This window comes from Pectobacterium zantedeschiae (assembly GCF_004137795.1).
GTDB classification, from domain to species: Bacteria; Pseudomonadota; Gammaproteobacteria; order Enterobacterales; family Enterobacteriaceae; genus Pectobacterium; species Pectobacterium zantedeschiae.
Genome location: NZ_NWTM01000001.1, coordinates 1,750,992 through 1,763,148, shown reverse-complemented (window position 1 = coordinate 1,763,148; position 12,157 = coordinate 1,750,992). Strand labels below are relative to the sequence as shown.

The following is a 12,157-nucleotide window of genomic DNA, read 5'->3' as shown; positions in this document are numbered from 1 at the left end:
CCGTCCAGACTGAAAATGAAACGAGAGGCAAATGAGATAAATTCGGTTCAACCCCGCGTTAGTGTGGATTGGGGGGTGAACCGGAAGAATATCTACCCGTTATTTTACGTCTACGCTCCACTTGGTGATATCAATCTGCCCATCACCGCCAAAGATCTCGGTACCAAACTCAACGCTGCTGATATATTTTGTATTACTCATCCATTTTTTGGTGCCAACCAGATAGTTGGTGAAATGACGAATATTGAGCGATGCACTGTTGGTATTGGAGGTACGGACAAAGGAAAAGACATTCCACCCTTTGCCATTACCGGCATTTATCCAACCTTTGAATACGTTCCAGCTGCTACCACCGAGGAATACTGTTTCAATATAATCCCCTGCTGGGCCTGCATTGGTATTATTTAGCCAGATCATTAATTCGTCGGTAGGCGTCGAATCCCAACTGGCTTTATCGGTAGTGTGGAACCACACATCATAAGCCGCGTTATAAGTGCCGGTAGATTTGATAGAATAAGTGACGTTACTGGTAATACTTTTATTACTGGATAATTTTATCGGCAGCCCACTATTTTCCGTATAACCCGCAGTCCAGTGCCAGCCGCTTACCAGCGATGGATAAGCTTTAACGCTGGAGCTGCTGCTTGGCCAGTGCCAGTTCCACCCCATGCTGGTAGGGCTATTATAGAAAACCGTTTGCTGCCATCCTTTTACTTCATCTTTCCCCCAGACGTTATTGAATACGTAATATTTATTATTCTCAAAATAGAGTTTGTCTGCGTCTTTGGATGAACTGACCGCAGAAACGGTTAGGGGTGAGAGTAACAAGGCAGAAAATAACACGGGGAATAACGTACGGAAAATACGCTGTGGCTTCTTATTCGCTGTAAGCATAATAAATCTCCTTTTAAATATATGCTTGGGGTCTTTCACGTTAAAATCTAACACGTATTCATCAGCTGTCTATGATTGGTTGAATGTAAAGTGTGGGGTGCGTAACATTTTATGGTTATTCCATCCAGTGTCAGAATAATTCAATGCATTAATCATGAGTAGAATGAAAATCTTATTCATGTAAATAATAATAAGAGCGGTAATGAATAGTCATAATATGGATGGTGTCAGCGATATTTTTTAAGGCGCACAAAAGTGTGCGCCTTGGGCGACCGGTTATTCAAATAGCTGTGCGTTATGAATAGCCGCGTAGACGGCATCGGTTAGCTTATGCAGTTCATCGGGCTGAATGATAAACGGTGGCATCAGATAAATGAGTCGACCAAACGGTCGAATCCAGACGCCGCGCTCGACAAAGAAACGCTGTAACCGTGCCATATTGACCGGACGATGTGTTTCCACCACACCGATTGCACCCAATACGCGGACGTCTGCTACCAGCGGGGAATCTGCACAGGGTTGCAGCTCTGCTCGCAGCTGCCGCTCAATATTTTTCACTTGCTGCTGCCAGCGGTTCTCCGCCAGTAAGGATAGGCTGGCATTGGCGGCCGCACAGGCCAGCGAGTTACCCATAAACGTGGGGCCGTGCATAAAACAGCCTGCCGCACCGTTGCTGATAATTTCAGCCACCGTTCGGGTGGTCAGTGTGGCTGAGAGTGTCATGTAGCCGCCAGTAAGCGCTTTTCCCAGACACATAATATCTGGCGAAATTCCCGCATGCTCACAGGCAAACAGCTTGCCAGTGCGGCCAAATCCGGTCGCAATCTCATCCGCAATCAGCAAGATCCCCCGTTGGTCGCACAGATCCCGTATTCGGCGCAGGTAAGCCGGATGATAAAAACGCATCCCGCCGGCACCCTGTACGATAGGCTCCAGAATCACGGCAGCAATATCGTGAACGTGTGTCGATAGCATCGTCTGAAACGGTTTGATGTCGGCTTCCTGCCACTCGTCGGTAAAACCGTCTTCGTTGGCAAAAGCGCAGGGAGGCGCATCGACAAACAGGTGGGTTGGCAGGTAACCCTGATACAGGCTATGCATTGAATTTTGCGGGTCACATACGGACATCGCACCAAAAGTGTCACCGTGATAACCGTGACGCAGGGTGAGGAAGCGTTGGCGCGTTTCACCGTGCGCTTGCCAATATTGCAGCGCCATTTTCATTGCTACTTCGACAGCCACCGAACCGGAGTCTGCCAAAAAAACGCATTCCAGCGCATCTGGTGTGATTTCTACCAGCTTACGACACAGCGCAACCGCCGCCGGATGGGTGATCCCACCGAACATCACATGTGACATCTGGCTGAGCTGGGTTTGTACCGCCTGATTTATCACCGGATGGTTGTAGCCGTGAATCGCCGCCCACCACGATGACATTCCATCAATCAGGCGGCGTCCGTCATCCAGATGCAGCTCGACACCGCTGGCCGATGTGACCGGATAACAGGGTAGCGGTTTGGTCATCGACGTGTAGGGATGCCAAATGTGGCGCTGGTCAAAAATGATGTCTTCCGGGCTCATGATGATCTTTTGTCAACCAAACTAAATTCTATTTGGTTGACAGTATATCGGGTTAATTTACACTGGCGAAACGTTTTTAGTTTGGAGATGCCGAGATGGCTGACCGCATTTACTGGACGCTTGAGCAAGCGCAAGACTTATTTAATAAACCTTTTCTGGAACTGATGTTTGAAGCGCAGCAGATCCACCGCCAGCATTTTGATCCCCGCCAGGTACAGGTAAGCACATTACTTTCTATCAAAACCGGTGCTTGCCCTGAAGACTGTAAATATTGCCCGCAGAGTTCCCGTTACCGCACCGGAATTGATACCGAACGCCTGATGCAGGTCGAACAGGTATTGGAATCGGCCCGTCAGGCGAAAGCCGCGGGATCGACACGCTTTTGTATGGGCGCAGCGTGGAAAAATCCGCACGAGCGTGACATGCCTTATCTGGAACAGATGGTGCAAGGCGTCAAAGCGATGGGTATGGAAACCTGCATGACGCTGGGAACACTGCACCACGATCAGGCTGAGCGTCTGGCGTCAGCCGGACTGGATTTCTATAACCATAACCTCGATACCTCACCAGAGTTTTACGGCAGCATTATTACTACCCGTACGTATCAGGAGCGTCTGGATACGCTGGATAAAGTGCGCGGTGCGGGCATTAAAGTCTGTTCTGGCGGCATCGTCGGGTTGGGGGAAACTGTGCGTGACCGTGCCGGGCTGCTGGTGCAACTGGCTAACTTGCCAACGCCGCCGGAAAGCGTACCGATTAACATGCTGGTCAAGGTGAAGGGAACGCCGCTGGCAGAGAATGAGGACGTTGATCCGTTTGACTTCATTCGTACCATTGCTGTGGCGCGCATCATGATGCCTGCTTCCTATGTGCGCCTGTCCGCCGGACGCGAGCAGATGAGTGAACAAACGCAGGCGATGTGCTTTATGGCTGGTGCGAACTCCATTTTCTACGGTTGCAAACTCTTAACGACGCCGAACCCGAAAGAAGACAAGGATCTGGCGCTGTTCCTCAAACTGGGCCTGAATCCACAGCAAACGGGGACCGAATTTGGGGACAACCAACAGCAGCAGCGATTGGCAGAACAACTGATTAATGCTGATAGCGAGCAATTTTATAATGCTGCGGTATAGCGCTCTGTACGCCAATTGTAGGATGAGGCGTGCGCAATCATGAGCTGGCAGGAACGTATTGAAGCCGCGTTGGTACAGCGCCAGCGCGATGATGCCTACCGCGTGCGGCAGAGTAATCAGGGCGGTAGCGGACGCTGGCTGATGCAGGGCGATCGCTGCTACCTGAATTTTTCCAGCAACGATTATCTGGGGCTGAGTCATCAGCCCGAAATTGTGCGTGCCTGGCAGCAAGGCGCTGAGCAATACGGTATTGGCAGCGGGGGTTCCGGGCACGTGACGGGGTATACTGATGCCCATGCCGCGCTGGAAAACCAACTGGCAGACTGGCTGGGCTATCCGCGTGCGTTGCTGTTTATTTCCGGCTATGCCGCAAATCAAGCCGTGATAGCCGCGCTGGCACAGGCGGAAGATAGGATTTTGGCCGATAAACTCAGCCATGCTTCACTGCTGGAGGCCGCCGCACAGTCACCGGCGACGCTGCGGCGCTTTAAACACAATCAGGCAGATAGCCTGCAAGCGCTGCTGGAGAAACCTACAGATGGCCAGACGCTGGTGGTGACTGAAGGCGTTTTCAGCATGGATGGTGATACCGCGCCGCTGTCTGCATTGCAGGCACAGTGCAGTGCGCACGATGCCTGGCTGATGGTGGACGATGCGCACGGGATTGGCGTGCTGGGTGATGAAGGGCGCGGGAGCTGCTGGCAGCAGGGCGTCAAGCCGGAACTGCTGATTGTCACATTCGGCAAGGCGTTTGGTGTCAGCGGCGCCGCGGTGCTATGTGCCGAACCGCTGGCCGAATACTTCCTGCAATTCGCCCGTCATTTGATTTATAGCACGTCGATGCCTGCGGCACAGGCCTGTGCGCTGAGCGCAGCCGTTAACTGTGTTCGACAGGGCGACGCGCGGCGTGATGCGCTACGACGTAACATCGCGCTGTTTCGTGCGGGTATTTCAAACTCGCCATATCAACTGATGAGTTCGCAGAGTGCGATTCAGCCGCTGATTGTGGGTGAGAACGCACGAGCGTTGGCGTTGATGAACCATCTGCGTGAACAGGGCGTGTGGGTCAGTGCGATGCGGCCACCGACGGTACCGCCCGGTAGTGCGCGGCTGCGGATTACGCTGACGGCGGAACATCAGCCGGAAGATATCAATCGTTTGCTGACGGTATTGCACCATGCTGACAGAAAACTATAACAAGCAGGCGATTGCGCAGGCCTTTGGGCGCGCAGCGGCTGGCTATGATCGCTTTGCCGAACTGCAACGTATCAGCGGAGAACGTCTGCTGACGCTGCTGCCTGCACGTAGTGGTTTACAGGTGCTGGATGCGGGCTGCGGGACAGGGCACTTTAGCCGTTACTGGCGTCAAGCTGGTAAAAATGTGACTGCGCTGGATTTGTCGGTGGAAATGCTGGCGTATGCCCGTGAGCAGCACGTTGCAGATCGTTATCTGGAAGGGGATATCGAAGATCTGCCGTTGGCGGATAGCAGTGTGGACATCAGCTACAGCAATTTGGCGGTGCAGTGGTGTGATTCATTACCACGAGCACTGGCAGAACTGTATCGGGTCACGCGGCCGGGTGGCGTTATTGCGTTTGCGACGTTGGCGGATGGATCCTTAAGCGAGCTGTCGCAGGCATGGCAACGGCTGGACGGTACGCAGCGGACGAATCGCTTTCTGCCGCTCACCGCTGTCGACGCGGCCTGCCAACCTTATCGTCATCATCTGATACAGGAACGTGAAGTGTGTTTTTTCCCCGATGTGTTGACGCTGATGAAATCGCTGAAGGGAATCGGCGCGACGTGGCTACATGAAGGTCGTACGCCAGGGCTGTTGAGCCGAGCACGTCTGGCAGCATTGTCTGCCTGCTATCCACAAGAAGAGGGCGGCTACCCGCTCAGCTACCAACTGGTTTATGGAGTGATTTATCGTGATTGAACGCTGGTTTGTGACGGGCACGGATACCGAGGTCGGGAAAACGGTCGCCAGCACGGCGTTGCTTCAGGCCGCTCGTCAGGCGGGATACCGTACTGCGGGCTATAAGCCTGTGGCATCCGGCTGTGAGATGACGACAGAGGGAATTCGCAACAGCGATGCGCTGGCGCTTCAGGCCAATAGCAGCGTCCATCTGGATTACCAGATGGTTAACCCACTGGCGTTTATGGAACCTACTTCACCGCATATTATCAGCGCGGTGGAGCAGCGGCCTATCCATTTCTCGACCCTGTCAGCAGGGCTGCGGGCAGTTGAAACCCAGGCTGATTGGCTGCTGGTCGAAGGTGCGGGCGGGTGGTTTACACCGCTGTCGGAGCAGGCCACGTTTGCTGACTGGGTACTACAGGAACAGCTTCCCGTGATTTTGGTGGTTGGCGTTAAGCTTGGGTGCATCAACCACGCGATGCTCACCGCCCATGCGATCCAGCACGCTGGCTTGCGTCTTGGCGGTTGGATCGCTAATGACATCATTCCTCCCGGTAAGTGGCACCAGCCGTATCTGCAAACGCTGCAACAGCGACTGCCTGCGCCGATGCTGGGGGAAATCCCTCATGTATCAGATCTTCAGCAGCATAATCTGGGGCAGTATATTGATATTCGGTTATTGGCGGAGTAGTTGACGTCAGTAAGGCTTATCGAATCAGAGCAAGGTTGAGAAGCGTGGCTGAGCAGATATAAAATTAAGAGAGTCGTGCTGTCTGTAGGCCTGAATGAAATGGCGGTCACTCTACAGGGGGGACGACTACCGCTATTATGGCGACGAGGGTTTTTGGTAAGCTATTGCTTGTGTACTCATCGCAATGATTTTTGTTGTTTTTACCCATATCTCTTTTATGCGGATAAATCTTAATTTTTTATAAAAATCGATAGATAAAACCTTCTTGAATTTTCTTCTAACTCCCCGCCATGACTGAATTGTGGCATTTTAGTCCTCTGCTGTTTTTAGTCTTTTTCCGTCTAATACTTATGCGATAAATCACAGAAAGAGTGTGAAGAAAATCCATATCAGGAGGAATCACGAATGAAGTGGTTATTTCTCTAACTCAGTGCTGATGCGGGGTTGTGGGAGTTATCCACCATTTCTGTGGATAACTATGTGTATTATGGATAGACAACGCGTTCTAACCGAGAGCTGGCGCGGGTTGTCGCCGGGTTGACGCTATTCTCCACGGTTTTCCTAATCTATTTATTATCATATGCTTAAGTAAAATCAAGCGCCTTGAACATCAACGATGCGTAGTTGCATAAATTAACGTCACTGGTCATCCCTGCATGTTACATTTTTATCAAAACTGGGGATAAATCATGATGATTTTATCTGGTAGATTGAATATGAATGTGCTAGCAAATTCATTTGTCGATTAATCATCCAATCTAGCGATAATTTTCTTGATGCTGTTTTTATATCCAGTATCATGATGGTGGCGAATTTTATCATTGGCATTCAGAATAAAGCATCGTATATCACACCCAGTTAGTGTGATCGTTGTGCTTCTGACGGCATCAATGCCTTGCCTGATATCGTCAGTCTGTGTCTTTGTACCTGCCTCTGTGCGTCCATCCACGAACATCGTATTTAGCGATGAGCAATAACGATAAGTAGCGTGCTTAACGATGAGTAAAGTATTTACACTGAATTCCGACTTTAAACCGGCAGGCGACCAGCCTGAGGCCATACGTCGCTTAAAGGAAGGTCTGGAAGACGGGTTGGCGCACCAAACGCTGCTCGGGGTAACAGGCTCAGGTAAGACATTCACAATAGCTAATGTGATTGCTGACCTCAATCGGCCGACGATGATGCTCGCGCCGAATAAAACGCTGGCAGCCCAGTTGTACGGCGAAATGAAAGAATTCTTCCCCGATAATGCCGTTGAGTACTTCGTCTCATACTACGACTATTATCAGCCTGAGGCCTACGTTCCGAGCTCGGACACCTTTATTGAAAAAGATGCGTCGGTTAACGAACATATTGAACAGATGCGTCTTTCCGCGACAAAAGCGCTGCTGGAGCGGCGCGATGTGATCGTCGTGGCCTCGGTGTCCGCTATCTACGGTCTGGGCGATCCCGATCTCTATCTAAAAATGATGCTGCATCTGACGCAGGGAATGCTGATCGACCAGCGTGCCATTTTGCGGCGTCTGGCTGAATTGCAATATACCCGCAACGATCAGGCGTTTCAGCGCGGTACATTCCGCGTGCGTGGTGAGGTGATCGATATTTTCCCTGCGGAGTCTGATGAAATTGCGCTGCGCGTAGAATTGTTCGATGAAGAAGTGGAACGACTGTCGCTGTTTGACCCGCTGACGGGTCATGTCCTTCAAACGGTGCCGCGCTATACCATCTACCCGAAAACGCACTACGTCACGCCGCGTGAGCGTATTTTGCAGGCGATGGAAGACATCAAAGTAGAATTGGCCGATCGCAAGAAGGTGCTGCTGGCAAATGACAAGTTGGTGGAAGAGCAGAGACTAAGCCAGCGTACGCAGTTTGATCTGGAGATGATGAACGAACTGGGTTACTGCTCCGGCATCGAAAACTACTCACGCTATCTTTCCGGCCGTGGTCCCGGTGAGCCGCCGCCAACGCTGTTTGACTATCTACCCGCCGACGGGCTGTTGGTGATTGATGAATCTCACGTCACGGTGCCCCAGATTGGCGGTATGTATCGCGGTGACCGTGCACGTAAAGAGACGCTGGTCGAATACGGTTTCCGGTTGCCTTCGGCGCTGGATAACCGACCGATGAAATTTGAAGAATTTGAAGCGCTGGCTCCGCAGACGATCTATGTGTCTGCGACGCCGGGTAACTATGAACTGGAAAAATCGGGTGGTGAAGTGATCGATCAGGTGGTTCGTCCCACTGGATTGCTCGATCCGATTATTGAAGTGCGGCCTGTTGCGACACAGGTGGATGACCTGCTTTCCGAGATTCGCCTGCGTGCCGCGATTAACGAACGCGTGTTGGTCACTACGCTAACCAAGCGGATGGCGGAAGATCTGACGGAATATCTGGAAGAACACGGCGAGCGCGTACGTTATTTGCACTCAGATATTGATACCGTCGAACGTGTAGAAATCATTCGTGATTTGCGCCTGGGTGAATTTGACGTGCTGGTGGGCATCAACCTGTTACGTGAAGGGCTGGATATGCCTGAAGTGTCGCTGGTGGCGATTCTGGATGCAGATAAAGAGGGTTTCTTACGTTCCGAACGTTCTCTGATCCAGACGATTGGCCGCGCGGCGCGTAACCTGCGCGGTAAGGCCATTCTTTACGGCGACAGAATTACGGCGTCGATGGCGAAAGCGATTGGCGAAACGGAGCGCCGCCGCGAGAAGCAGGAAGCCTACAACACCGAGCATGGTATTGTGCCGCAGGGAATCAATAAGAAGATTTCCGATATTCTGCAATTGGGACAGTCTGCGAACAAAGGCAAAGGGCGGGGCAGCCGTAAAGCGGCGGAACCAGCAGCACGTTATGAACTTATGACGCCGAAAGCGCTGGAGCTGAAAATTCGCGAGTTGGAAAGCAAGATGTTGACGCATGCGCAGAATCTTGAATTTGAAGAGGCTGCTGCCTTGCGTGATGAAGTCCAGGCATTACGCGCACAATTTATTGCTGCATCCTAGCGATGCAAGTGCTCACTGAGGATCAATGATGGATCATTCTATACCGGGTGTAGACGTGTTGTTTGTGGCGGGTTTCGGGCCGATCGTGAAATCACTTTCCGCCAGCCATGCGCTCTATGTTGATACGCTGAAGTTGCCGCTGAAACCTGTTGCAGAAGGGAGTGACTATTTGGTGACCGATGTGATGGACGGCGTGAAGCATTTCGCCCTGTGGCCGCTATCACAGGCCAGCGAATCCTGTTTTGGGCAAGGTAACTGGCCTGCATCACATCCTGAACCGCAAAGCTGGCTAGAGTTTGAAGTGGCTGAGATGACGGAAGCAACCAACACGCTGAAAGAGCAAGGCTATGAACTGCTGGTAGAAAACCGTCTTGAACCTTGGGGCCAGCAGGTAACACGTTTCCTGAGCCCCGAAGGGATTCTGATTGGCGTGACTTATACGCCGTGGTTGCGGGATTGAGACCCTAATAGCTGTAGTGCACGATCGATGGCTTGACGTAGTAATTGACGGTCGTGATGATGGGGCACATCCTCTGCGGCCAGCGCCTGCTGTACGATTAGGCGGTTATTGATCTGACCGATATCGACTTTCGGACCGATGATTGCCGCATCAATAACCGGTTTCCCCACTTTGCGCTCAATCCAAGCCAGTTTCTCCGCCAGCGTCAGACGGGCGGCGGGGTTACTTTGCTCATCACCCAAATTGCCGATATAAACCATAGGCGCTGACGTACGGCGGAGCGCCTGTGTTAGCTCTTCTAGCAGCAGCAGCGGCATCAGACTGGTCAGGAAACTACCGGGGCCAATCAAAATCAAATCGGCCTTGGCGATGGCATCAATGGCCTCACATGTTGCTGGGACGGTCGGATACAGCATCAGATCTTGCGGTAAGGCCGCCAGTTGATCGATCTCGACTTCGCCATAAACAGGGTTACCCTGTTCATCAATTGCCATCAAGTCGACGGGATGCTCGGACATCGGAATTAAAAAGGCGTCCACCTTGAGCAGGTTACGAATCAGGTTGATCGCTTCCAGCGGGCGTACGCTCAGGTGGTCGAGCGCTTTTAACATCAGGTTACCCAGATTGTGTCCGGCAAGTTCGCCGTTACCGTTAAAGCGGTATTCAAACATCGCGGACGCCACACTAGGTGTCGTGATCAACTGGTTCAGACAGTTGCGGGTATCACCCCAGGCAATACCGCCTTCGGAGCGACGGATGCGGCCAGTAGACCCGCCGTTATCCGTGGTCGTGACAATTCCGGTTAGCCGTGAACCCAGGGAAGAGAGTGAAGACATCACACGGCCTAAACCGTGTCCGCCTCCTAGTGCGACAACCCTGTCGAGGTCGGCCAACGTGCGATTGCGCATAGAAAACCTTGTGAATGAGTCAGAGGAATATGAATAACGTGTGTACCCGTCATACTTCAAGTTGCATGAACGTTGGCCGCGTTCAAATACTCGGCCCGTCGTAGGCCTCGCCCTAAAGGGCTAACGCTTCGCGTTATTCAAAACGAACTCGTTTTGTCCTGAAGCTCGAATTATTGAGGGTATAACAATTGCCGCTAAGGTAGCTGATTTCGACTTAAAAGGCGAAAAATCCTTGCACAGGCATGACCTGAGACAATTTTCACCGCAGATTTTCCCGTATGCTGTGCGTCATAAGGTATTGAAAATGCGCTATATATTGTTTTATATACCGATTTTGAGAGTGGTTAGCGGCGCTTTTTCGCAGTAAACTGCTCAATGAAATCACGGTTCTTTACTGGTTATCCTGCCGCTGTTCGATGGAAACCAATGGGAATCAAACTCCTAGCCTTGGTGCCTAAGTGATGCGTTTATTGCGCGTGATACGGTGCCTTGGCCGTGGCCTTCGCGGTCACCAGGGTGCGAGGTAGAAATGCCTGCATCTCCCGTATTTGGAAAGGTGTTTATGGTGAGTCAACTGACTGATGCGTTTGCGCGCAAGTTTTACTATTTGCGTCTGTCTATCACAGACGTTTGCAATTTTCGCTGTACCTACTGTTTGCCAGATGGTTATCAGGCCAATGGCACCAATCCACATCGCTTTTTGTCACTCGATGAGATTCGTCGCGTCAGCCGCGCTTTTGCTGAATTGGGGACGGAAAAAGTTCGTCTTACCGGCGGTGAACCGTCTCTGCGTCGTGACTTCGTCGATATTATTGCTGCGATCCGTGAAAACCCAGCTATTCGTACGCTGGCGGTTACCACCAATGGTTACCGTCTGGCACGCGATGTTGCTCAATGGCGTGATGCTGGCCTGACCGCGCTGAATGTCAGCGTCGACAGTCTTGATGCCCGCCAGTTTCATGCGATTACCGGGCAGGATAAATTCCGTCAGGTGATGGACGGTATCGATGCAGCATTTGACTGCGGCTTTGCCAAGGTCAAGGTCAACACCGTGCTGATGCGTGATGTGAACGTGGGCAGTCTGCACACCTTTCTCGAATGGATTAAACATCGCCCGATTCAACTTCGCTTTATTGAACTGATGGAAACAGGCGAGGGCGGGGATCTGTTTCGCCGTCATCACGTTTCCGGTGAGGTGATTCGTCAGCAGCTATTGCAGCAAGGGTGGCAACAGCAGCAACGCGCACGCAGCGACGGCCCGGCTCAGGTGTTCTGCCATCCAGACTATCAGGGTGAAATCGGGCTGATCATGCCGTATGAGAAAGATTTTTGCCTGAGCTGCAACCGCCTTCGCGTGTCTGCTATCGGTAATCTGCATTTGTGCCTCTTTGGCGAACAGGGCATTCCTTTACGCGATTTGCTGGCCGACGATCGTTATCTCGAGGATTTGAAAATGCGAATCTCGGGCGGACTGTTGACGAAGAAGCAAACCCACTTCTTGCATGAAGGCAATAGCGGCATTACGCAAAATCTGTCTTTTATCGGCGGTTAATCCGCG

10 protein-coding genes and 1 riboswitch are annotated in these 12,157 nt (G+C 51.8%); of the genes, 7 read left to right on the top strand and 3 right to left on the bottom strand.

All coding sequences use genetic code 11. The features are described from left to right. Nucleotides 1-99: 99 nt before the first annotated feature. Nucleotides 100-894, bottom strand: coding sequence for a GH12 family glycosyl hydrolase domain-containing protein (locus CLR69_RS08070; protein ID WP_129713215.1), 795 nt, complete (start codon nt 892-894; stop codon nt 100-102). A gap of 276 nt (nt 895-1,170) precedes the next feature. After that, entirely contained in the window at nt 1,171-2,475 is a 1,305-nt protein-coding gene (gene bioA / locus CLR69_RS08065) for an adenosylmethionine--8-amino-7-oxononanoate transaminase (protein ID WP_129713214.1), read from the bottom strand. A 95-nt stretch (nt 2,476-2,570) separates the two neighbouring features. On the opposite strand from bioA, the gene bioB reads away from it, so the two are divergent. The 6 genes from bioB to CLR69_RS08035 all read left to right on the top strand — a co-directional run bounded on the left by bioB (nt 2,571) and on the right by CLR69_RS08035 (nt 9,691). Continuing rightward, nucleotides 2,571-3,608, top strand: coding sequence for a biotin synthase BioB (bioB, locus tag CLR69_RS08060; RefSeq protein ID WP_129704116.1), 1,038 nt, complete (start codon nt 2,571-2,573; stop codon nt 3,606-3,608). Nucleotides 3,609-3,647: 39 nt separating this feature from the next. Beyond that, nucleotides 3,648-4,805: an 8-amino-7-oxononanoate synthase gene (gene bioF, locus CLR69_RS08055; RefSeq protein ID WP_129713213.1), complete on the top strand. Its 1,158-nt coding sequence runs from the start codon at nt 3,648-3,650 to the stop codon at nt 4,803-4,805. Continuing rightward, nucleotides 4,786-5,547, top strand: a complete 762-nt coding sequence (bioC, locus tag CLR69_RS08050; protein ID WP_129713212.1) for a malonyl-ACP O-methyltransferase BioC — start codon at nt 4,786-4,788, stop codon at nt 5,545-5,547. Before bioF ends, bioC begins: the two co-directional genes overlap by 20 nt. Then, entirely contained in the window at nt 5,540-6,220 is a 681-nt protein-coding gene (gene bioD, locus CLR69_RS08045) for a dethiobiotin synthase (protein ID WP_129713211.1), read from the top strand. Before bioC ends, bioD begins: the two co-directional genes overlap by 8 nt. Nucleotides 6,221-7,218: 998 nt before the next feature. Beyond that, nucleotides 7,219-9,231, top strand: a complete 2,013-nt coding sequence (uvrB, locus tag CLR69_RS08040; protein WP_129704124.1) for an excinuclease ABC subunit UvrB — start codon at nt 7,219-7,221, stop codon at nt 9,229-9,231. A 28-nt stretch (nt 9,232-9,259) separates the two neighbouring features. After that, a complete protein-coding gene (locus CLR69_RS08035; RefSeq protein ID WP_129713210.1) occupies nt 9,260-9,691 on the top strand; it encodes a VOC family protein in 432 nt (143 codons plus the stop codon). On the opposite strand, the gene yvcK is transcribed toward CLR69_RS08035, so the two are convergent. Further along, nucleotides 9,667-10,599: a uridine diphosphate-N-acetylglucosamine-binding protein YvcK gene (gene yvcK / locus CLR69_RS08030; protein ID WP_129704126.1), complete on the bottom strand. Its 933-nt coding sequence runs from the start codon at nt 10,597-10,599 to the stop codon at nt 9,667-9,669. The two genes, CLR69_RS08035 and yvcK, sit on opposite strands and share 25 nt — an antisense overlap. A gap of 426 nt (nt 10,600-11,025) precedes the next feature. Further along, a riboswitch (molybdenum cofactor riboswitch) is annotated at nt 11,026-11,174 on the top strand. Between yvcK and moaA the strand changes: the two genes are divergently transcribed. Further along, a complete protein-coding gene (gene moaA / locus CLR69_RS08025) occupies nt 11,162-12,151 on the top strand; it encodes a GTP 3',8-cyclase MoaA (RefSeq protein WP_129704128.1) in 990 nt (329 codons plus the stop codon). (Overlaps the previous riboswitch by 13 nt.) Nucleotides 12,152-12,157 lie beyond the last annotated feature (6 nt).

Coding starts and splice junctions, on each gene's coding strand:
- CLR69_RS08070 (WP_129713215.1), bottom strand. CDS start 894: ATGCTTACAGCGAATAAGAAGCCACAGCGTATTTTCCGTACGTTATTC.
- bioA (WP_129713214.1), bottom strand. CDS start 2,475: ATGAGCCCGGAAGACATCATTTTTGACCAGCGCCACATTTGGCATCCC.
- bioB (WP_129704116.1), top strand. CDS start 2,571: ATGGCTGACCGCATTTACTGGACGCTTGAGCAAGCGCAAGACTTATTT.
- bioF (WP_129713213.1), top strand. CDS start 3,648: ATGAGCTGGCAGGAACGTATTGAAGCCGCGTTGGTACAGCGCCAGCGC.
- bioC (WP_129713212.1), top strand. CDS start 4,786: ATGCTGACAGAAAACTATAACAAGCAGGCGATTGCGCAGGCCTTTGGG.
- uvrB (WP_129704124.1), top strand. CDS start 7,219: ATGAGTAAAGTATTTACACTGAATTCCGACTTTAAACCGGCAGGCGAC.
- CLR69_RS08035 (WP_129713210.1), top strand. CDS start 9,260: ATGGATCATTCTATACCGGGTGTAGACGTGTTGTTTGTGGCGGGTTTC.
- yvcK (WP_129704126.1), bottom strand. CDS start 10,599: ATGCGCAATCGCACGTTGGCCGACCTCGACAGGGTTGTCGCACTAGGA.
- moaA (WP_129704128.1), top strand. CDS start 11,162: ATGGTGAGTCAACTGACTGATGCGTTTGCGCGCAAGTTTTACTATTTG.